A 20,057-nucleotide genomic window follows, 5' to 3' on the forward strand; every position below is an offset into this window, starting at 1 on the left:
GGAAAACGTTACTGCGCTGGGCGCAGGCAGAAAATTATACGCTCGCTGCTGGCACAGGGATGGCAGTGACTCGCCAGTCGTCGCCTACAGCGCGCATTTCAGTGATCTTGAGTTGGAGGGCGTCGGCCAGTTTCTCAAGCGGCCAGTCCAACAAAGGCCGCGCGGCGGAGCCGAGGAATTTGCCGGCGATGAATATCACGTACTCATCCACCAGGCCTTGCTGGGCAAACGCACCGGCCAGGCTTGGGCCAGCTTCCACCAGTACTTCGTTGACGCCACGGGCGGCCAGCGCCACCAGCGCCGAGCGCAGGTCGACCTGGCCGTCGACGCCCGGCACCACCAGGCACTCGGGGCCACGAGGAAACTGGTTTTCCGCGGTCACGCAGGTGATGACCAACGCCGGACCGGCCTTGAAGAATGGCGCATTGAGCGGCACGCGCAGGCGGCCGTCGATCAGCACGCGCAACGGCGGACGCGACATGGCCAGGGCGGTGGTGGCTTCATCCAGGCCGAGTTCGGCGGCGCGCACCGTCAGGCGGGCGCCGTCGGCCAGCACCGTGTCGGCGCCGGTCAGCACCACGCTGGCCTCGGCGCGCAGGCGTTGCACAGCGGCGCGGGCAGCCGGACCGGTGATCCATTGGCTTTCGCCACTGGCCATGGCGGTGCGGCCATCCAGGCTCATCGCCAGCTTGACCCGCACGAAGGGCAGGCCGTGTTCCATGCGCTTGAGGAAACCCGGATTCAGCGCGCGTGCTTCAGCTTCCAACACACCGCTGCGCACCTCGATACCGGCTTGAGCCAAGCGCTGCATGCCGCGCCCCGCCACTTCCGGGTTCGGGTCCTGCATCCCGGCCACCACGCGGGCGACACCGGCGGTGACCAACGCATCCGCGCAGGGCGGCGTACGCCCGTGGTGACTGCACGGTTCTAGGGTCACGTACACCGTGGCGCCACGGGCCTTGGCGCCGGCGGCGCGCAGGGCGTTCGGTTCGGCATGGGGTTCGCCGGTCCGCTCATGCCAGCCTTCGCCGACAATCTGCCCATCACGCACAATCACGCAACCCACGCGCGGGTTGGGATGGGTGGTGTAGAGGCCCTTGCGCGCCAGCTCCAGGGCACGGGCCATGTAATGAGCATCGAGCACAGCTTGTTCGGCAGATGGTGGGTTCATTCTTTGACAGGCTCACGGGCCAGGCGGTCGATCTCTTCGCGGAACTCGTTGAGGTCCTGGAAGCGTCGATACACCGAGGCGAAACGGATGTAGGCAACTTCGTCGAGCTTTTGCAGCTCGCCCATCACCAGCTCTCCCACCACCAGGCTCTTGACCTCGCGTTCGCCGGTGGCGCGCAGCTTGTGCTTGATATGCACCAGCGCCGCCTCCAACCGCTCGACACTCACCGGGCGTTTTTCCAGGGCGCGCTGCATACCGGCGCGCAGTTTTTCTTCGTCGAAAGGCTGGCGGCTACCGTCGGACTTGATCAGACGTGGCAATACCAGTTCGGCGGTTTCGAAGGTGGTGAAACGTTCACCGCAGGCCAGGCATTCGCGCCGGCGACGCACTTGATCGCCCTCGGCGACCAGACGCGAGTCAATGACCTTGGTGTCGTTGGCACCGCAGAAGGGACAGTGCATGGTAGGCAGGCAACAAATAAAGGGAGGGCCATGGTAGCGCATCCCCGTGGCAAGACAAGCCATAGCCTTTACGGTATATAGGCTGACTATTATGTTTCATATTTTTAAAGCCACGGATTTTGTCCTTTCTGGAGCCGTACATGCAGTTACGACCACTTGTTTTGCTCACCCTGTTCAGTTTCCTGGTCGCCTGCAGCAGCGAAGCCCCCAAGCCGGCCGCACCTCAGCCCACACCGGCACAAGAGAAAAAAGTCCCCGGTCTTGAAGACATGGGCCCCCTGCCCGCCTACCAGCGGGAAATCAGTGGCAGCCTGACCAACATTCCGGCGGGCGCCGAAGTCGAGATGGCGTTGCTGGTGATCGATGACCGTTCACGCCCTCAGCAACTGCTCGCCAGCAGCGTATTGAGCGGCAACGGCAAGCCCCTGGCCTTCCGCCTGCGCTTCAACCCCGAGGCATTCCCGGCCGGTGCGCGGGTTGAACTGCGTGGTCGTGCCAGCCAGTCCGGCCAACTGATCCTGCACCTGCCCGCCGTGCGCATCACCCAGGCGATCACCCAGACCACCGGCCCCCTGCAACTCGTCAAGGCACCATGACGCCACCGCTGGGCCTGCAAGCCGCGCTGAGCGAACTGATCGGCGACGCGCACCTGGTGCCCTGCCCGCTGCCGGGCACCGCGTTGTCGTTGTGGCTGCTGGATGCGGACAACATGGACCGCGCTTTCAGCCCCGAGGAAACCCGACGCATCCTGCATGAACCGCCCTACTGGAGCTTTTGCTGGGCCAGTGGCTTGGCGCTGGCGCGGTACCTGGCGACGAACCCGCAGTGGGTCGCGGGCAAGCGCGTGCTGGATTTTGGCGCGGGCTCCGGCGTGGCCGGGATTGCGGCGGTCAAAGCCGGCGCGCTGGAAGTGGTGGCCTGCGACCTCGACCCGTTGGCGCTGGCGTCCTGCCGGGCGAATGCCGAACTCAACGGCGTAGAGTTGGGTTATTCGGCAGACTTTTTTGTCGAAGCCGACCGCTTCGACCTGATCCTGGTGGCCGATGTGCTCTACGACCGGGCGAACCTGCCGCTGCTGGATCAGTTCCTCACGCGGGGCCGCGAAGCGTTGGTGGCGGATTCGCGCGTACGGGATTTTCAGCACCCGGATTATCAAAGGCTGGAGATCCTAGATGCACTGACCTTGCCGGACTTGGCGGAGCCTTGGGAGTTTCGCAAGGTGAGCCTGTACCATTCGCGGCGCCAGCCCTTATAGTTGCCCCATTCCCGCTTTATTCGAGACGCCCCATGAGTCAGCCCACGCCGTATATCTTCGATGTCACCACCGCCACCTTCGACCAGGCAGTGATCCAGAACTCCTTCGAAAAACCCGTGCTGGTGGATTTCTGGGCCGAGTGGTGCGCGCCGTGCAAGGCATTGATGCCAATGCTCGCGAAAGTTGCCGAGAGTTATCAGGGTGAGTTGCTGCTGGCCAAGATCGATTGCGAGGCCGAGCAGGATATCGTTGCGCGCTTTGGCATTCAAAGCCTGCCGACGGTGGTGCTGTTCAAGGACGGCCAGCCGGTGGACGGGTTTGCCGGGGCGCAGCCGGAGTCGGCGGTGCGCGCGATGCTGGAGCCGCATGTACAGATGCCGCCACCGGCGGCAGCGGATCCGTTGGAGCAGGCCCAGGCGCTGTTTGCCGAAGGTCGTATCAGCGATGCCGAAGCCGTGCTGGTGACGTTGCTGGGCGAGGACAACACCAACGCTGCGGCGCTGATTCTCTACGCACGCTGCCTGGCCGAGCGCGGTGAATTGGGCGAAGCCCAGACCGTGCTGGACGCGGTGAAAAGCGACGACCACAAAGCCGCCCTCGCCGGTGCCAAGGCGCAGATCACTTTCCTGCGTCAGGCTGCCGACCTGCCCGACGCCGCCGAGTTGAAAAGCCGCCTGGCGCAAGACCCGCAGGATGACGAAGCGGCCTATCAGTTGGCGATCCAGCAACTGTCGCGCCAGCAGTACGACGCGGCGCTGGAAGGTCTGCTCAAGCTGTTCATTCGCAACCGCAGCTACAGCGAAGGCCTGCCGCACAAGACCTTGCTGCAGGTGTTCGAACTGCTGGGCAATGATCACCCGCTGGTGACCGTGTACCGTCGCAAGTTGTTTGCCGCGCTGTACTAATCGCCGACCCAGCTGTACAGCGGCGTATCGGCGCCGCTGGCCACTTTAACGTTCGAACTGTGGCGCAGGCGCACCAGCAGACGCTTGCCGGAGGCGGCATCGCCGGCCAAACCTTCCAACTGATCGAGCAACTCTAGGCCGCTGAGCTGCCCGGCTTTGCGCAACAGGTCCTGGGCGTTCTGCCACAGGTCGTCATTCTGCTTCACCGGTGTCGCTGTTGCTGCGGCGGGTACAGGCGCCGCCTGCAACTGTGCGCCGAGCCGAGCCCAATCGCCGTCGTCCAGTTCCAGGGTCAAGTCCACCGGCAAGTCGCCGACGGTTCCACGAATTCGCAACATCGTCCTTCCTCCTGCAGTTTTTCTGACAGGCATGCTCCCATGCGGCTTGCGCAACGCCAAGCGGGCGGTCAAACTCAGCGGTAATTGTTATAAGATCACATAACAAAACTTTCATGTTCTGGAGCCTTCTCATGCGCCGTCTGTTGCTTGCTTTGCCGTTTGCCCTGCTGCCACTGGCGGTTGCCCACGCTCATGATGATCACGACCATGAACACGGCAGCCTTGGCGCCCACGAACATGGCGTCGGTCGCCTCAATGCGGTGCTCGACGGCCAGGCCCTGGAGCTGGAGCTGGACAGCCCGGCGATGAATCTGGTGGGTTTCGAACACCTGGCCACCACTCCGGCAGACAAAGCCAAGGTCGTCGCCGTGCGCAAACAGCTGGAAAACCCTATCGCCCTGTTCAACTTGCCCAAGGGCGCCGGTTGCGTGGTCAGCAGCCAGGAACTCAACAGCCCGTTGTTCGGCGACAAGCCGGAAGCGGATCATGACGACGACGATGATGACCACGCCACCGACGGCAAAGGCGCGGCTGCCCATGAGCATCATCACGACCACAGCGAAATCCACGCCCACTACCAGTTCACCTGCGCCACGCCGACGGCCCTGAGCAACCTTGACCTGACCCAGGTATTCAAGACCTTCCCCGCCACCCAGAAAATTCAGGTACAACTGATCGGTCCGAGTGGCCAGCAAGGTGTTGAAGCGACGGCCACAGCAGCCACCCTCAAGTTGTAGGAGCAAGCTTGCTCGCGAAAAACCCAAGGGCGCCGCGTTTGTCCTGAATGCCCGCGTTATCGTTAACGACCTTCGCGAGCAAGCTCGCTCCTACAGAAAGCCCAATGCATACACCTGTGATCATGACCCACCCATTGATTGAACTGCGCGACCTGGGCTTCAACTGGCCCGGTCACCCCCAGTTGCTGGACATCCCCGCGTTCCGCCTGGAAGCGGGGGAAACCCTGTTTCTCAAGGGCCCTAGCGGCAGTGGCAAAACCACGCTGCTGGGCCTGCTCGGCGGTGTACAGAAACCCAGCCAGGGCAGCATCCGCCTGCTCGGCCAGGAGCTGACCGAGCTGTCGGCCGGCGCCCGCGACCGCTTCCGCGTCGACCACACCGGCTACATCTTCCAGCAGTTCAACTTGCTGCCGTTTCTGTCGGTGCGCGAGAACGTCGAGCTGCCTTGCCACTTTTCCAAGTTGCGTGCACAGCGGGCGAAGCAGCGCCACGGCAGTGTCGACCAAGCCGCCGCTGCTTTACTTGCGCACCTTGGGTTGAAAGACAAAACCCTGCTGGAGCGCCGCGCCGACTCGCTGTCCATCGGCCAGCAACAACGGGTCGCCGCTGCCCGTGCATTGATCGGCCAACCGGAACTGGTGATTGCCGACGAACCCACGTCGGCCCTGGACTACGACGCCCGCGAAGCCTTCCTGCAGTTGTTGTTCGCCGAATGCCGTGAAGCCGGCGCCAGCCTGTTGTTTGTCAGTCATGACCAGAGCCTGGCTTCGTTGTTCGACCGCAACCTGTCGCTGGCCGATCTCAATCGCGCCGCCACGCCCGCAGAGGTTTGAGATGTATCTGTTCCGTCTAGCCATGGCCAGCCTGGCTAACCGCCGCTTTACCGCGATCCTCACCGCCTTCGCCATCGCGCTTTCAGTCTGTTTGTTGCTCGCAGTGGAGCGGGTGCGCGTTGAAGCGCGCAACAGTTTCGCCAGCACCATCAGCGGCACCGACCTGATCGTCGGTGCCCGTTCCGGCTCGGTGAACCTGCTGTTGTACTCGGTGTTTCGCATCGGCAACGCCACCAACAACATCCGCTGGGACAGCTTCGAACATTTCGCCGCCAGCCCCCAGGTGAAGTGGGCGATCCCGATTTCACTCGGTGACTCCCATCGCGGCTACCGCGTGATGGGCACCAACGAATCCTACTTCGAGCACTACCAATACGGGCGCAAGCAAAACCTCGAACTGGCTAGCGGCCGTGCCTTCGCCACCGACCCGTTTGAAGTGGTGCTCGGTGCCGAGGTGGCTGACGCGCTGCACTACAAACTCGGCGACAAACTGGTGCTGGCCCATGGTGTGGCGGTGGTCAGCCTGGTGAAACACGATGACAAACCCTTCACCGTCGTCGGCATACTCAAGCGCACCGGCACCCCGGTAGACCGCACGTTGCACATCAGCCTCGGCGGCATGGAAGCGATCCATATCGACTGGCACAACGGCGTACCGGCCCAAGGCAAAGGCCGTATCAGTGCCGACCAGGCGCGCAACATGGACCTCACGCCGCAGGCCATCACCGCGTTCATGCTCGGCCTGAACAACAAGATTTCCACCTTTGCCCTGCAACGGGAGATCAACGAATTCCGTGGCGAGCCGATGCTGGCGATCCTGCCCGGCGTGGCGCTGCAAGAGCTGTGGAGCATGATGGGCACCGCCGAAAAAGCGCTGTTCGTGATCTCACTGTTCGTGGTGCTCACCGGCTTGATCGGCATGCTCACGGCGATCCTTACCAGCCTCAACGAACGGCGCCGCGAAATGGCGATCTTGCGTTCGGTGGGCGCACGTCCCTGGCATATCGCGACACTGCTGATCTTCGAGGCCTTCGCCCTGGCGTTGTCTGGCGTGGTGGCGGGGGTTGGCTTGCTCTACGTGTGCATCGCCGCCTCGCGCGGGTATCTGCAGGCCAACTACGGCCTGGACCTGCCGATGTCGTGGCCCAGCGAATATGAATGGACGCTGCTCGCCGGTATCCTGGGCGCCGCGCTGTTGATGGGCAGCGTGCCCGCGTGGCGCGCCTATCGGCAATCCCTGGCCGATGGCCTGTCCATACGTTTATGAGGAAGGCCTTGATGCGTCGCATCCTGTTTGCATTGTTTCTGCTGATCGCCCTGCCCGCGTGGGCCGCCGAGCCCAAAGAGCTGACGTGGTCGGAGCTGATTCCACCGGATGCCGAACCGGAAGTGCCGAACATGCAGCCGCTGCACAACCTTTCCAGCATGGCGGATGCGTTGGAGTCGGCGCCGGCTGCCAAGCAGGAAATGCCCAACGCGCCAGTGGTGCCTGCGCTCAATGGCCAACACATTCGCTTGCCCGGCTACATCGTGCCACTGGAAGTCAGCGAAAACGGGCGCACTACCGAATTCTTGCTGGTGCCGTATTTCGGCGCGTGCATCCATGTGCCGCCGCCACCGTCGAACCAGATCGTGCATGTCAAAAGCGAAATCGGCGTGAAGCTCGATGAGCTGTACCAGCCGTACTGGATTGAAGGTGAGATGCAGGTCAAACCGTCCACCAGCGAGCTGGCCGATGCCGGTTACCAGATGGAAGCCGAGAAAATTTACATGTACGAGCTGCCTGAATAAGGCTGATCGCCCTTTCATTGAGCTGAGTCAAAAGACCGGACGGAACGATCTTTACCATTGGACGTACAACTTTTAAACGTCCTTTGGAGCTCCCATGAACAAGTCTCTGCTCGGCGCGTCCCTCTTCGCGCTCGCCCTCGTCGCCCCCGTTGCACACGCTCACGAAGCCGGCGACATTCTGGTGCGCGCCGGTGCAATCACCGTGAACCCGAAGGCGGACAGCGGCCACGTCAAAGTTGACCAGGGCCCGTTGGCAGGCACCAACCTGGGCGGCAAGGCGACCATGAGCAGCGACACCCAGCTGGGCCTGAACTTCGCCTACATGCTGACCAACCACGTCGGTATCGAACTGCTGGCTGCCACGCCGTTCGAGCATGATGTGAAGATCAAAGGCACCGCCCTGAGCCCCGCCAACGGCAAGCTCGGCACCCTGAAACACCTGCCGCCAACCTTGAGTGTCGTGTACTACCCACTCGACAACAAGTCGGCCTTCCAACCGTACGTGGGCGCCGGTATCAACTACACCTGGATCTACGACGAACACGTCGGCAGCCGTGCCCAAGGCGCAGGGTTCAGCAACTTCAAGGCTGAAAACTCCTGGGGCTGGGCCGCACAGATCGGTGCGGACTACATGATCAACGACAAGTGGATGATCAACGCCCAGGCGCGCTACATCGACATCAGCACCAAGGCCACCGTGGAAAACAATGGCGTGGCGCCTGGCACCCGCGCCAAGGTCAATGTGGACGTGGACCCGATGGTTTACATGGTGGGTATTGGCTACAAGTTCTAAACCCGCCGCACAAAAAAAGGCGCCTGTTTCAGGCGCCTTTTTTTATTGGCCGTGACGGTAGAACCGATCCAGCAACGCCGGCAACCCCGCCCGCCATGCCCGTGGCTTGATGCCGAAGGTGTGGAGGATTTTCTTGCAGGCGAGCACCGCGTGTTGCGGTTCTTCGCTCGCATCCGGCCGGGCCGCGTGCGCCTGGGCGGTAGGGGATTCAATCGCCAGCGGGTGAAAGTTGCGCGCTTCGGTGAGGATCGCCTGGCCCAGCGCCAACGGCGTGGTCGCCTCTTGGCCGGCGTAGTGATAGGTGCCCCATAGCGGCGCCGCGCAATCGAGCTGCTTGAGCACCGAGATGATCACCCGCGCGGCATCGTCCACGGGCGTCGGGTTACCGCGACGGTCGTCCGCCATCAGCAATTCATCCGGTTTCTCGGCACGAGCCAAAAAGCGCCCGAGGGTGCCATCGACACTGTCATCCAGCAGCCAGCCAAACCGCAACAACACATGTTGCGGGCAAGTGGCGCGCACACTCTGTTCGATACGCCACAACGCCTGGCCGCGCAGGCCCAGGGGCACCGGCTCGTCCTTTTCGCTGTAGGCGGTGGCGCGGGAGCCATCGAACACGCGGTAGCTGGACGGTTGCAGCAAAGTAATGTTGTGGTGCTGGCACAACTCGGCCAGGCGTTCGATGGCGAACTCCTGGGCGGCCAGACGGGTTTCGCTGACCGCTTCGGCCTGGAACCAGTCGAAATAGTAGGCGAGGTTGATCAACGCATCGGGACGGGTGTCGTCGAGCAATTGGGTGAGGCTCGCGGCATCCCAGCCGTCTTGGGGCGGTTTGGGTGCGAGGAAACCGATGTCTTCCTCTGCACCGAGGCGAATCAGCGCCTGCCCGAGGGCATTCCCGCCGCCCAGTAACATAAGGCGCATTCGCATAGATTGAGCAGGCCCGGTCTGTTTGGAACGAAGGTTTTCTGGTCTTGGCCAGAATCGTTGCATTTTGCGGGTTTGTAGCGCAACCGTCACGGATTAACTGTCTTCGCGCCCGCCTCCGTCGGTTCATGCTCAAGGGCCGCCCGCGCAGGCACCATGACCTGCTGTGGATAAGTTTGCGCGAAATGCACCTCGTCACAGTTATCCACAAGCTTTTTCAGGCGCTGGTTGAATGCACGGCTTACTGCATATTGCCCGCCCGACACCGTGCGGAACTGCGCCGTGAGCACCACGCCGTTGAGGTCCATCTTGTCGACGCCGAACACCTCCAGCGGCCCTTGCAGGTTGTACTTGAGGAACACATCATCCCGGATTGACTGCCCTGCCTCGCGGATCAGCTCCACCGCCTTGTCCACGTCCGTGTCGTAGGTGAACTGCACCGAGAAGAACGCGTAGGCAAATTGCCGCGATTGGTTGGTGACCGCCTTGATCTGTCCGAACGGCACCGAATGCACAAAACCCTTGCCATCGCGCAGGCGCAGGGTGCGGATGGTCAGGCCTTCGACGGTGCCGGCGTGGCCGGAGTCAAGCACCACCCAGTCGCCGATGGACAGCGTGTCTTCAATAATAATGAACAGCCCGGTGATCACATCCTGCACCAGTTGTTGCGAGCCAAAACCAATGGCCAGGCCGACCACCCCTGCACCGGCCAGCAGCGGCGCGACGTTGATGCCGAGGTTGGCCATGGTGGTGATCGCACAAATCACCACCAGAATGATTTTCACCGCATTGCGCAGCAGCGGCAGGATGGTTTTCACCCGCGTGCTCGGTTGGCGACTGGAGCGTTTGTTGACCGGCGGTTTCAGCGCTTCCTGGATCGCCGTGTCGAGCACCACCCAGAACAGCCAGGTCATCAGCAGGATCAGGCCGATGCTGCTGAGGGAATCGCTGATGGCCCGCCCCACCGAATTGCGTTGGGCGAATTCGAACAGCGACACGCCCCAGATCCGCCCGAGGATTTCGATAAACGCGATGGCCATGACAATGCGCAGGATCGCGTGCAACAGGCTGAGGAAGCGTTCCTTGTACGCACTGCTGCGTTGGATCGCCACTTGGCTGCGGGACTTGAACAGGTGTTGCAGCACGGTGCTGAGGAACACCGTGCCGATCAGCAGGATCGTGGTGAACAGCGCACAACGCAGGACTTTCTGGTTGTCGTCACCGGCGCCGATCAGGTTGATCGCCGACACCAGCACCATCAACAGGATCGGCCAGTACCACAGGCCGGAAAATATTCGCAGCGACTGTTGCAGTGCCGGGTGTTTTAGGCGCTGAGCCAGAGGTCGATTGCGGATCAGATGGGCGACCGGACGACGCAGCCGGATCACCAGCATGCCGAAAATCACCGCCGCAAACAGCCCGGTAAACACTGCGATGCTGCTGGTGATATTGCCGCCCAGCTGACGGGCGATTTGCGGGCTGGTCAGCGCATCGCTGAGGGCGGCGAGGAAGCCGATCAGGAACAACGGTCTGGGGCAGTAGCTGCGAATGATCCGTACCGCCGGGCGCTTGTGTCCGACGTTGAACATCACAATGACGCACAACAGCATCGAGGTGGAAAAGATACCGCTACTGGTGGCGTAGGCAAAACACAGCGCCAGCGCACGGCCCACGGAGGTGGGTAGAAAGTGACTGACATACAGGGTCAGCGGCAGGCATATCAGCGCGGGAACCGTATAGGGGATCACATACCCGAGCACCGCCAGCAGGCGTTCGCGCCGCTCGAAGAACGAGCGACGACCCAGGCGCTGTACGATAAATCGCCCCAGCAGCGTCATCGCCACAAAAGCGCCGACCCACACGCCAGACAACAGCAGGAAATCCCCCGCCACACTCCAAGGTGAGCGCGCAGCGGTCTGGTCGACCAGCCGCCCCACCTCGTCTGCCGCTCGATCCGCCCGCAGGCGCCACTCATCGATCAGGTTCTGATTGAGGTCGAGCTTTTGCTGTACGTCATCAATGCTGGAACTGATAGCCCCCAGCAGCCCGCCCTCCACCAGCAATTCCGGCTTGGCCGGCGCTTCAGGTTCCGGCGCGGTGGCCGCCGCTTGCAGTGCGCCACTGCCGCAAAACAGCAGCGCACCGAGCAGTAATGCAGTCTTGAGATTCAGCAAAACACCGAGCTCCTTCAGAAGGGTCTGTAAGGAACTGACGGGTTTGCGCCTTGATCGTTCCCCTTCAGCGGCATCTTTATGCCGTCTGTAGGACGCTGGAAACTTTCAGCCAAAAATCACAGTCAGCCATAAACGGGGGCCAGGCCCCCACTTCTTTCACAGGAGCAATCATGGCTGCGATTCCCGACTGGGTGCCCATCACCCCCAGCGTCGCCATCACTCGCTTCACGGTGCTGACGGTCAATATCCACAAGGGCTTTACCGCCCTGAATCGACGTTTCATCCTGCCCGAGCTGCGTGAAGCGGTGCGCAGCGTGGGCGCGGATATGGTGTTTTTGCAGGAAATCCACGGCACCCACGAACGCCATCTACAGCGCTTCAGCGACTGGCCGAACATGCCGCAGTACGAATTCCTCGCCGACAGCATCTGGCCGCAGTTCGCCTACGGTCGCAATGCGGTCTACCCCCACGGTGACCACGGCAACGCGCTGCTGTCGAAATTCCAGATCGTGCGCTACGACAACCTCGATATCTCCCAAAGCGGTCATGAAAACCGTGGCCTGCTGCATTGCGTGCTGCGCCTGCCGGGCACGGGCCAGGAGGTGCATGCGATCTGTATTCACCTGGGTTTGCGCGAGGTGCATCGCCAGCAGCAATTGCGTTTGATCGAGCAGCGTATCAGCGAGCTTCCAGCCGATGCGCCGCTGGTGGTGGCCGGTGATTTCAACGATTGGCGCCAGAAGGCCGACCTGAGCAAGGCCGGCCTGAAGGAGGTGTTCGTCGAGGTTAACGGCAAGCCCGCACGCACCTTCCCGGCGCGCCTGCCGTTGTTGCCGCTGGACCGGATTTACGTGCGTAACCTGAAGGTGCATAACCCTCGTGTGCTGACAACGCGGCCCTGGTCTCATTTATCAGACCATGTGCCGCTGTCGGTGGAGATCGAGCTATGAACGTGGCCGTTGAACATATCTCCACCGACCAGCCGCCGGACGAAGCCAAGGCCCGCGACCTGGACTACGGCTGGCAGAGGGGTAACCAGGTCGAATTGCTGGAGAACGGCGAGGCGTATTTTCCCAAGGTGTTCGAAGCCCTGCGCGCGGCCCGCCGGGAAATTCTGTTGGAGACCTTCATTCTTTTCGAAGACAAGGTGGGTCATGAGCTGCACGGTATCCTGATCGAGGCCGCGCAGCGTGGAGTCAAGGTGGTGGTGAGCCTCGATGGCTTTGGCTGTGGCGAATTGAGCCCGTCATTTCTGGGCGAATTGGCGGACGCTGGAGTGACGGTGCAGATGTTTGACCCGGCGTCCAAGACCCTGGGTATTCGCACCAACTGGTTTCGCCGCCTGCACCGCAAGATTGTGGTGGTGGATGCGGAAATAGCGTTTATCGGCGGGATCAATTTTTCCGCCGATCACTTGGGCGATTTCGGCCCCGAAGCCAAGCAGGATTACGCCGTTCAAGTGATAGGCCCGGCAGTGGCCGACCTGCATCATTTTGCCTTGGCGCAAAGTGGTCGCCAGGTGCGTACGCGACGTGGCTGGCGACGGCGCCAGCAGCGGCCTTCGCTGTGGTCTACCGACCAGGGCGATGGCCTGGTGCGCTTGATTTACCGCGACAACGTGCAGCATCGCGATGACATTGAAGAGGCGTACATCCACGCGCTGAGCAAGGCGCAAACACGCGTGGTGATCGCCAACGCCTACTTCTTCCCCGGCTACCGCCTGCTGCGGGAAATCCGCAACGCTGCGCGCCGTGGCGTGCAGGTGCAACTGATCATGCAGGGCCAGCCCGACGTGCTGCTGGCCAAGCTGGCGGCGCGGATGCTCTACGACTATCTGCTCAAAGATGGCGTGGTGATCCACGAATACTGCCAGCGCCCGCTGCACGGCAAGGTGGCGTTGGTGGATGACGAATGGAGCACCGTGGGGTCAAGCAACCTCGACCCGCTAAGCCTGTCGCTGAACCTGGAAGCCAACGTGTTGATTCGTGACCGCGCGTTCAATCAACAACTTTACGAACGCCTGGAAACACTCGCCAAAGACCACTGCCAGACCATGCCGGAAAACCGCAAACCGCGCCTGTGGCTGTGGCGGTTGACCGTGGGCTTCCTGGTGTTTCATGTGATGCGCCACTTCCCGGCGTTGACGGGCTGGTTGCCGGCGCACAAGCCACGCTTGAAACCCATCGAGAGCCAGGCCAATGACCGCTGAATCCCGATTCAAGCGCTGGAAGAAACCACTGACCATCGCCTTCTTCCTGGTGCTGATCGTGCTGTTCACCCTGCTCGCGCGCCGTATCGACTGGAGCGAAGTGGTGCAGACCCTGGGCGACTTCAAGGTGCGCACACTGGTGATCGCAGGCGCACTGACGCTGTGCAGTTTTCTGGTGTACGCCAGCTTCGACTTGATCGGCCGCACCTACATCCGCCAGAACCTGGTGTGGAAGCAGATCCTGCCGGTGGGCATTATCAGCTACGCATTCAACCTCAACTTGAGCGCGTGGGTCGGCGGCATCGCCATGCGTTATCGGCTGTATTCGCGCTTGGGCGTGAGCACCGGCAATATCGCCAAGATCCTCGGCCTGAGCCTGGCCACCAATTGGTTTGGCTACATGGCGATCGCCGGGGTGGTGTTCAGCAGCGGTCTGGTGACCATGCCGCCGGGGTGGAAGGTCAGCACCACGGCCTTGCAAGGCATTGGTGCGTTGTTGGTACTGGCCAGCCTGGGTTATCTGGTGGCCTGCCAGTTTTCGAAGAAACGTGCGTGGACGATTCGCGGCATGGAAATTAACCTGCCGTCAGTGCGCATGGCGTGCTTGCAGTTGCTGCTGGGCGCGTTGAATTGGTCGCTGATGGCGGCGGTGATCTTCACCTTATTGCCGGCCAAGCTGGATTATCCGCTGGTGCTGGGTGTGTTGCTGATCAGCGCGATTGCCGGAGTGCTCACCCATATTCCGGCCGGGCTGGGTGTGCTGGAGGCGGTATTTATTGCACTGTTGCAGCATGAGGCGTCGCGGGGCAGTTTGCTGGCTGGGTTGATCGCGTATCGGGCGATTTACTTCATCTTGCCGCTGCTGATCGCGCTGGTGATGTACCTCGGTGTGGAGGCCAAGGCGAAGGCGTTGCGGGTGAAGAAAACACCCGCTTGAACGCTTTACTGGGACTGGATAATGCTCAACCGTTCGCCCACCACCATCTCGGTAATCCAGTCCACCAGGATTGAGGTGTAAGCCTGCTGGGACACCGGATCGCTGAGGGAATGGTCGGCGCCGTCGATGATTCGGTGGGTCAGGGAGTGGGTCTGCTGGCACGCCGCGCGGTAGCTCATGATGGTGGCATGGGGCACGTGGTCATCGGTTTCCGATTCGACGATCAACACATCACCGGTAAACGCCGAACACGCGTGCAAGGCGCGATTGGTTTCGGCGTGGACCAACGTACTGCGGTAATCCATCAGGTCGGCCTTATCCAGATCACGCTTGGGCTTGAGCCATTCCTGATCGCGGTACAACGCCGGTACGCGCAGCGCCAGCCAGCGCACCGGGCGCAATGAGGTGAGAATCGCCGCGAGGTAGCCGCCGTAACTGGTACCTACCACTGCCACTGCCGAGGTGTCGATGGCCGGGTGGGAAAGCAGTCGGTCATAGGCCGCCAGCAGGTCGCGCAGGTTGTCTTCGCGGGTGACGCGGGACAATGGAATACCGGTGCCGGCGTGCCCGCGCAGGTCGAAGGTCAGGCACACGCAACCCAAGCCGGCAATGCCTTTGGCGCGTTCCAGGTCGCGCTCCTGGCTGCCGCCCCAACCGTGCACAAACAACACGCCGGGGACTTTGGACTTGGGACTGAGGAAGGTGCCGCTCATCTGTTCGTCGTCGATATCGATCGCAATGCTTTCGCTTCTAGCCGTCATAAGAGGTAACCGTCACGTACTTGAGAAGAAACTCGCTGCTTTGCGCCGGGCCGCGATACACCTCGATGGCATTGGCCGGCAGCGGTTGGTCCACGTAGGTTTCCACCGAGGACACATGGATCGCACGCAGGCCAGGGTTGTTGATAAAACTTTGCAGCGCTGCGACTTCGGCGCTGCTGGCCCCGCCCATGCGCCAGGATTGTTCGAGCACGCCGCTGCGGCGTTGGCCGTTACTGTCGAGGCCCTGGGCGATGTCGTAGTTGCGTCGCGATGCGTAGAAGCCGGGGTAGGCTTCATCCGCAGCAGTGTCGAATACCTGGGCTTGTTCGATGGCTTCGCGTACGTCGTCCGGCAGTTGGAGCTGTAATAGGTCTTCGTAGTAACCCGGCACCACCAGCAGGTTGGAGCCGCCATAGACCTCTTCGCCCTGCCCGTCTTTTGTCAGGTATTGTTCGCCGCAGTAGCTGAACACGTGATCGCCGATAAAACTTTGGCCAACACTGTGAGTGACCACATCGTGCAGGTCCTGCTCCAGAACAACCCCTTCGTTAAAGAGTTTCGCGGCGTCGGATCGCGCCAGCACGGCCTCGAATTCATCCAGGCTGTGGATAACTTCCTGGCCTCGGCCCGCGCAGGCGTGCACGGGTTTCAAGCGGATGGGGCCGCTGTGGAGCAAGCGTGTGGCTGCGAGCCGCGCATCTTCCAGTGCGAAGACGCTCAAGCCGTCCAGCACGACATTGCGTACACGCTCGCAGAACAACGCCGACCAACCTTCCGGCGCTTTGGCGTCAGGGCCGAGCAAGCCATGACTGATGGCTTTGGTGCAGATGAAGTCGTGGTCGACGTAGCCGCCCCACAGATCCTCCGGGCCTTTGATATTCAGCGCTTGCGCCTGGGCCGGGCCGACCAGGGTTTGTGTGGGCAGCAGGTACAACGCCCGCCCCGCGTGCAGATCAGCGTCGTAGCTGCCGCCGAATTTGAGCCCGAGAATCTGCGCCAACCAGCGCGCCAGGGCGCGATTGGTTTCGACCTCATGCAGAGGCGCACCCTCACGTGTGGAGTGCGCAACCACCAGCTTCTTGCGTTGAGTCGGGGTCATGCGTCCCCCTTGGCCATCCCGCCATGTGTGTAGAGGGAACGTTGCAGAGATCAGGCCAAGGCGCGTTCGGACGGGATTGCATTCAAATCAATCGGTTGCCGAAAAACCGATGGCAGTTGGCCTGCTTTATTCTGCACGACGACTCGTTAATGCGGCGGCGTTCTGCACGATTCACACACCGAAACGGCTGCGGTAGTCGCTGGGCGAAAGGCCGGTGATCTTCTTGAAGGTGGTGCGAAAGGCACCGGGGTCCTGGTAACCCACGGTCCAGGCGATATGGTCGATGGTGCCATTGGTGAATTCGAGCATCTGCCGCGCCTTGCCCACCCGCAAGTGCTGACAGTACTCGGTGGGTTTCAAGCCCGTCGCGTTGCGAAAGCGCCGCAGGAAGGTGCGCTCTTCCAAACCGGCTTCCTGGGCCATTACCGTAAGGGAAACATCCACCGCGCCACTGGCTTGAAGCCAGTGCTGAACCTTGAGGATGGCCGCGTCACCGTGGCCGAGTATCGGCGCGAAGTTGCTGCCGCATTGGCTGGCGCTGTCACTGTGCTCGATCACCAGGAAACGCGCGGTATCGGCCGCGATACTCGGCCCCATCAGGCGATCGACCAACCGCAGGCCGAGTTCGGACCAGGCCATCAAGCCGGCGGTGGTGATCAGGTCGCCGTCATCGACGATGGGTTTATCCGCCTCCAGGCGCACCGCCGGGTAACGGACCGCGAAGGATTTGGCGGACGACCAATGCGTGGTGGCGCTGCGTCCGTCGAGCAAGCCGCTGCGCGCCAGCATGATCGAGCCAATGCACACACCGCCCAGTACCGTGCCTGCCGCGTGTTGCTGGCGGATCCATTCCAGCAGCGCGGGCGGCGCCTGGTCTTCGGTGAATTCACCTATCGACGGCGGCACCAATACGGCCATCATCGGCTGGTCAGGGCCAGGATGGCTGCTGAATACGCGCGCCGGTTTGCCGGTAACATCCACCTGCCAATGGCTGACCCGCAGCAACGGCAATTGCGCGGACTGATGCTCGGCGGCGATGCGGTTGGCCACGCCGAACAGGTCGGTCAAGCCATGCACGGCCGCCAACTGCGCACCTTGGTAAATCAACACGCCCAGCTCGACGACCGCCATTGTCAGTTTTCCCCCTGTTATTGTCGGTGCAGCCAATCCCCGGTGCGTGCGCCAGCTAAGATACTGGGCCCATCAACCCATCACGAGGCAACACACATGGCCAAGCAAGCGCTCATCCTAATCGATATCCAGAACGACTACTTCCCTCAGGGCAAGTGGCCACTCGACGGCGTGGACGCCGCAGCAGATAAGGCCGCGCAGGTGCTGCAGGCGTTTCGCCAGGCGGGTGATGCGGTGATTCATGTGCGCCATGAGTTCACCTCCGAGGACGCGCCATTCTTCACGCCGGGTTCCGACGGTGCGCACCTGCACAGCAAAGTGCTGAACGAAGGCAATGAGCCAGTGGTGCTTAAACACTTTGTGAATGCGTTTCGCGAAACCAACCTGCGCGAACTGCTGGAGCAACGCAGCATCACGGACCTGGTGGTGGTCGGCAGCATGAGCCATATGTGCATCGACGCGGTGGTACGTGCAGCAGCGGACCTCGGCTATAAGGTCACGCTGGTCCATGACGCCTGCGCCACGCGGGATCTGGAGTTCAATGGCAAGGTGATCCCGGCTGCGCAGGTGCATGACGCTTATATGGCATCACTGGCGTTCGGCTACGCAACCGTAGTATCGACCGATGAGTTTCTCGCCCCCGTGTAGGAGCCGGCTTGCCGGCGATAGCGTGACCACGGCCTACGCAGTGGCAATGATGAACAGGCGCGGAAACGGCAGCAGCACAGTGCCGTCAGCCAGGGCTGGATAGGCCTGAGTAATTCGCGCCTGATATTCCTGCAGGAAGGCAGCTTTTTCGCTGTCAGTCAAAGGGGCGAGGAAGGGTCTCAGGGCCGACGCCTTGAACCACTCCACCACCGCTGCGTGATCCGCCAATGGGTGCTGATAGGTGGTGCGCCATACATCGACGGTACTGCAATGTTTGCTCAGCAGTTCGTAGTAGTAGCTCGCGGTGTGGCGCTCGTTGTGTTTGACCGTTCCGATCTTGGCCGACCACGGCCCCTCGGCCGCGACTTCGCGGGCGAGCCGGTGGGCGGGTTCGTCGAGGTTGTCCGGGGTTTGCACTGCCAGCGTGCCACCCGGCGCCAACTGGTGGACCAGGTGCGGGTAAAGCGTAGCGTGGTCCGGCAACCATTGCAGGGATGCATTGGCCAGGATCACATCGAAAGTTTGCGCAGATTTCCAGTCCCCGATATCTGCCAGTTCAAAGTTCAGCGACGGCAGCCTTTTGCGGGCGTCGGCCAGCATGTCGTCGGAGCTGTCCATGCCGGTGACGTGCGCTTGCGGGAAGCGTTCGGCCAGCACCTCGGTGGAGTTTCCGGGGCCGCAGCCCAAGTCCACGGCGGTGCGGACGTCAGTGTTTGGAATGGCCGCAACCAGGTCGCGAACGGGACGGGTGCGCTGCTGTTCGAACATTGTGTATTGCTTGGCTGACCAGGTCATCGCGGCTTTCCTTCTTTTTGAGGTTGGCCACAGCCTAAATCTTGTGAGCCATGAGAACAAATGCCAGGATTGAAGCCCTCCCATACCTTAAAAGTATTCCTATGCTGGAACTTCGCCAACTCAAGGCCTTCGTTGCCATCGCTGAAGAAGGCTATATCACCCGCGCGGCGGAACGCCTGGGCATGCAGCAGCCACCGTTGACGCGGATGTTGCAAAGCCTTGAGGCCGAATTGGGTGTAGTCCTGATGGAGCGCCTGCCCCGTGGCGTACGGCCAACTACCGCCGGGCTCGCGTTGCTGGATGAGGCGCGGGAGATCCTTGCGCACGCTGAAGGAATTGCAGAGGTGGTACGCCGTGCCGCACGCGGTGAACGTGGCCGGCTTGCCATCGGCTTCACCAGCTCGGCGGCGCTCCATCCTTTTGTGCCGAGTGTGCTGCGGCTGTTTCGCGAAACCTTTGTCGGCGTCACAGTGGTGCTGGAGGAAGCTGGCACCGGCGAACTGCTCGATGCGTTGGTACACGAAAAACTCGACGCGGCGTTTATCCGCTCGCCTCTCAGCGGGACTCAATCGCTGCAGGACGAACCCATCCTGGTGGAACCGATGCTGCTGGCGCTGCCCACCGATCATCCGCTGGCGCTTGGTGCAGGCTCTCCCCTACCCTTGAAGGCACTGGCGACCGAATCCTTCGTGCTTTATCGCCGCCGCGTGGGGTTGGGGTTGTATGACGCGATTCTGGTCGCGTGTCGTGAAGCGGGGTTCAGCCCGCAGGTGGTCCAGGAAGCACCGCGCATGACGGCGACATTGAGCTTGGTGGCGGCAGGACTTGGCGTGTCCATCGTGCCAGCGTCGATGCAGCGGTTGCGCGGGGACGGCATCGTATATCGGGAGCTGACGGAGTGCCAGAGCCTGGTGGCGCCGCTGCATCTGGCGACGCGGATAGGGGATGCATCGTCGGTGCTCGAGAGATTCCGAGCGTTGGTGATCAGCACGGCTTCAAAAGACGCATCCCATCCCGACACGCCGCCCGCGAAACTGGACTAGTCTTTCGTTTTCGACCCGCTCAAGCTCCGCGTTCTGTTGGTCGTCAATG

The 20,057-nt window shown here is 61.8% G+C and carries 22 protein-coding genes; 13 read left to right on the forward strand and 9 right to left on the reverse strand.

Annotated elements, in window-relative coordinates:
• Window positions 1-34 precede the first annotated feature (34 nt).
• Window positions 35-1,171: a bifunctional diaminohydroxyphosphoribosylaminopyrimidine deaminase/5-amino-6-(5-phosphoribosylamino)uracil reductase RibD gene (gene ribD, locus CI807_RS02815; RefSeq protein ID WP_095013684.1), complete on the reverse strand. Its 1,137-nt coding sequence runs from the start codon at window positions 1,169-1,171 to the stop codon at window positions 35-37.
• Window positions 1,168-1,632: a transcriptional regulator NrdR gene (gene nrdR, locus CI807_RS02820; RefSeq protein ID WP_016978538.1), complete on the reverse strand. Its 465-nt coding sequence runs from the start codon at window positions 1,630-1,632 to the stop codon at window positions 1,168-1,170. Before nrdR ends, ribD begins: the two co-directional genes overlap by 4 nt.
• Window positions 1,633-1,772: 140 nt before the next feature.
• Between nrdR and CI807_RS02825 the strand changes: the two genes are divergently transcribed.
• From CI807_RS02825 to trxA, 3 genes are read left to right on the forward strand one after another with little or no spacing between them, the layout of a single operon-like run.
• Window positions 1,773-2,228 carry a YbaY family lipoprotein gene (locus CI807_RS02825; protein ID WP_033897963.1) on the forward strand — a complete coding sequence of 152 codons (456 nt, stop codon included), beginning with the start codon at window positions 1,773-1,775 and terminating at the stop codon, window positions 2,226-2,228.
• The gene (locus tag CI807_RS02830) at window positions 2,225-2,887 is read left to right on the forward strand and encodes a methyltransferase (protein WP_095013685.1); all 663 of its coding nucleotides are present in this window, start codon (window positions 2,225-2,227) and stop codon (window positions 2,885-2,887) included. The genes CI807_RS02825 and CI807_RS02830 overlap by 4 nt, the downstream gene beginning before the upstream one ends.
• 32 nt (window positions 2,888-2,919) lie before the next feature.
• Window positions 2,920-3,792 carry a thioredoxin gene (trxA, locus tag CI807_RS02835; protein ID WP_095013686.1) on the forward strand — a complete coding sequence of 291 codons (873 nt, stop codon included), beginning with the start codon at window positions 2,920-2,922 and terminating at the stop codon, window positions 3,790-3,792.
• Here trxA and CI807_RS02840 read toward each other — a convergent pair.
• Window positions 3,789-4,130, reverse strand: a complete 342-nt coding sequence (locus CI807_RS02840; protein ID WP_038850113.1) for a hypothetical protein — start codon at window positions 4,128-4,130, stop codon at window positions 3,789-3,791. The two genes, trxA and CI807_RS02840, sit on opposite strands and share 4 nt — an antisense overlap.
• A 131-nt stretch (window positions 4,131-4,261) precedes the next feature.
• Between CI807_RS02840 and CI807_RS02845 the strand changes: the two genes are divergently transcribed.
• From CI807_RS02845 to CI807_RS02865, 5 genes are all read left to right on the forward strand, one after another.
• Window positions 4,262-4,867 carry a DUF2796 domain-containing protein gene (locus CI807_RS02845; protein ID WP_095013687.1) on the forward strand — a complete coding sequence of 202 codons (606 nt, stop codon included), beginning with the start codon at window positions 4,262-4,264 and terminating at the stop codon, window positions 4,865-4,867.
• A 122-nt stretch (window positions 4,868-4,989) separates the two neighbouring features.
• A complete protein-coding gene (locus CI807_RS02850) occupies window positions 4,990-5,700 on the forward strand; it encodes an ABC transporter ATP-binding protein (protein WP_095013688.1) in 711 nt (236 codons plus the stop codon).
• Between the two features lies 1 nt (window position 5,701).
• Entirely contained in the window at window positions 5,702-6,967 is a 1,266-nt protein-coding gene (locus CI807_RS02855) for an ABC transporter permease (protein WP_016978529.1), read from the forward strand.
• An 11-nt stretch (window positions 6,968-6,978) separates the two neighbouring features.
• Window positions 6,979-7,491, forward strand: a complete 513-nt coding sequence (locus CI807_RS02860; protein WP_095013689.1) for a DUF3299 domain-containing protein — start codon at window positions 6,979-6,981, stop codon at window positions 7,489-7,491.
• 94 nt (window positions 7,492-7,585) lie between these two features.
• A complete protein-coding gene (locus CI807_RS02865; RefSeq protein ID WP_016978527.1) occupies window positions 7,586-8,284 on the forward strand; it encodes an OmpW family protein in 699 nt (232 codons plus the stop codon).
• Window positions 8,285-8,326: 42 nt separating this feature from the next.
• Here CI807_RS02865 and CI807_RS02870 read toward each other — a convergent pair whose 3' ends face one another.
• On the reverse strand, window positions 8,327-9,214 hold the full coding sequence (locus CI807_RS02870) for a sugar nucleotide-binding protein (protein ID WP_080642437.1): 888 nt from the start codon (window positions 9,212-9,214) through the stop codon (window positions 8,327-8,329).
• 86 nt (window positions 9,215-9,300) lie between these two features.
• Window positions 9,301-11,385, reverse strand: coding sequence for a mechanosensitive ion channel family protein (locus CI807_RS02875; protein WP_095013690.1), 2,085 nt, complete (start codon window positions 11,383-11,385; stop codon window positions 9,301-9,303).
• A 170-nt stretch (window positions 11,386-11,555) separates the two neighbouring features.
• On the opposite strand from CI807_RS02875, the gene CI807_RS02880 reads away from it, so the two are divergent.
• The 3 genes from CI807_RS02880 to CI807_RS02890 are packed head-to-tail and all read left to right on the forward strand — an operon-like array spanning window position 11,556 to window position 14,531.
• A complete protein-coding gene (locus CI807_RS02880; RefSeq protein ID WP_095013691.1) occupies window positions 11,556-12,335 on the forward strand; it encodes an endonuclease/exonuclease/phosphatase family protein in 780 nt (259 codons plus the stop codon).
• Complete coding sequence (clsB, locus tag CI807_RS02885) at window positions 12,332-13,594, forward strand: cardiolipin synthase ClsB (protein WP_095013692.1); 1,263 nt, start codon at window positions 12,332-12,334, stop codon at window positions 13,592-13,594. The genes CI807_RS02880 and clsB overlap by 4 nt, the downstream gene beginning before the upstream one ends.
• The gene (locus CI807_RS02890; RefSeq protein ID WP_095013693.1) at window positions 13,584-14,531 is read left to right on the forward strand and encodes a lysylphosphatidylglycerol synthase domain-containing protein; all 948 of its coding nucleotides are present in this window, start codon (window positions 13,584-13,586) and stop codon (window positions 14,529-14,531) included. The genes clsB and CI807_RS02890 overlap by 11 nt, the downstream gene beginning before the upstream one ends.
• A gap of 5 nt (window positions 14,532-14,536) precedes the next feature.
• On the opposite strand, the gene CI807_RS02895 is transcribed toward CI807_RS02890, so the two are convergent.
• The 3 genes from CI807_RS02895 to CI807_RS02905 all read right to left on the reverse strand — a co-directional run bounded on the left by CI807_RS02895 (window position 14,537) and on the right by CI807_RS02905 (window position 17,522).
• A complete protein-coding gene (locus tag CI807_RS02895; protein ID WP_025857195.1) occupies window positions 14,537-15,292 on the reverse strand; it encodes a S9 family peptidase in 756 nt (251 codons plus the stop codon).
• Window positions 15,282-16,391: a DUF3182 family protein gene (locus CI807_RS02900; protein ID WP_095013694.1), complete on the reverse strand. Its 1,110-nt coding sequence runs from the start codon at window positions 16,389-16,391 to the stop codon at window positions 15,282-15,284. The genes CI807_RS02895 and CI807_RS02900 overlap by 11 nt, the downstream gene beginning before the upstream one ends.
• Window positions 16,392-16,562: 171 nt before the next feature.
• Window positions 16,563-17,522, reverse strand: a complete 960-nt coding sequence (locus CI807_RS02905) for a GlxA family transcriptional regulator (protein ID WP_095013695.1) — start codon at window positions 17,520-17,522, stop codon at window positions 16,563-16,565.
• Window positions 17,523-17,618: 96 nt separating this feature from the next.
• On the opposite strand from CI807_RS02905, the gene CI807_RS02910 reads away from it, so the two are divergent.
• Window positions 17,619-18,170 (forward strand): cysteine hydrolase family protein, encoded by a 552-nt coding sequence (locus tag CI807_RS02910; RefSeq protein ID WP_095013696.1) that lies wholly within the window; start codon window positions 17,619-17,621, stop codon window positions 18,168-18,170.
• A 33-nt stretch (window positions 18,171-18,203) separates the two neighbouring features.
• On the opposite strand, the gene tam is transcribed toward CI807_RS02910, so the two are convergent.
• A complete protein-coding gene (tam, locus tag CI807_RS02915) occupies window positions 18,204-18,965 on the reverse strand; it encodes a trans-aconitate 2-methyltransferase (protein ID WP_095013697.1) in 762 nt (253 codons plus the stop codon).
• 101 nt (window positions 18,966-19,066) lie between these two features.
• Between tam and CI807_RS02920 the strand changes: the two genes are divergently transcribed.
• The gene (locus CI807_RS02920) at window positions 19,067-20,008 is read left to right on the forward strand and encodes a LysR family transcriptional regulator (protein ID WP_177409559.1); all 942 of its coding nucleotides are present in this window, start codon (window positions 19,067-19,069) and stop codon (window positions 20,006-20,008) included.
• Window positions 20,009-20,057 lie beyond the last annotated feature (49 nt).

The organism is Pseudomonas sp. NS1(2017) (assembly GCF_002269425.1).
GTDB lineage: Bacteria > Pseudomonadota > Gammaproteobacteria > Pseudomonadales > Pseudomonadaceae > Aquipseudomonas > Aquipseudomonas reactans.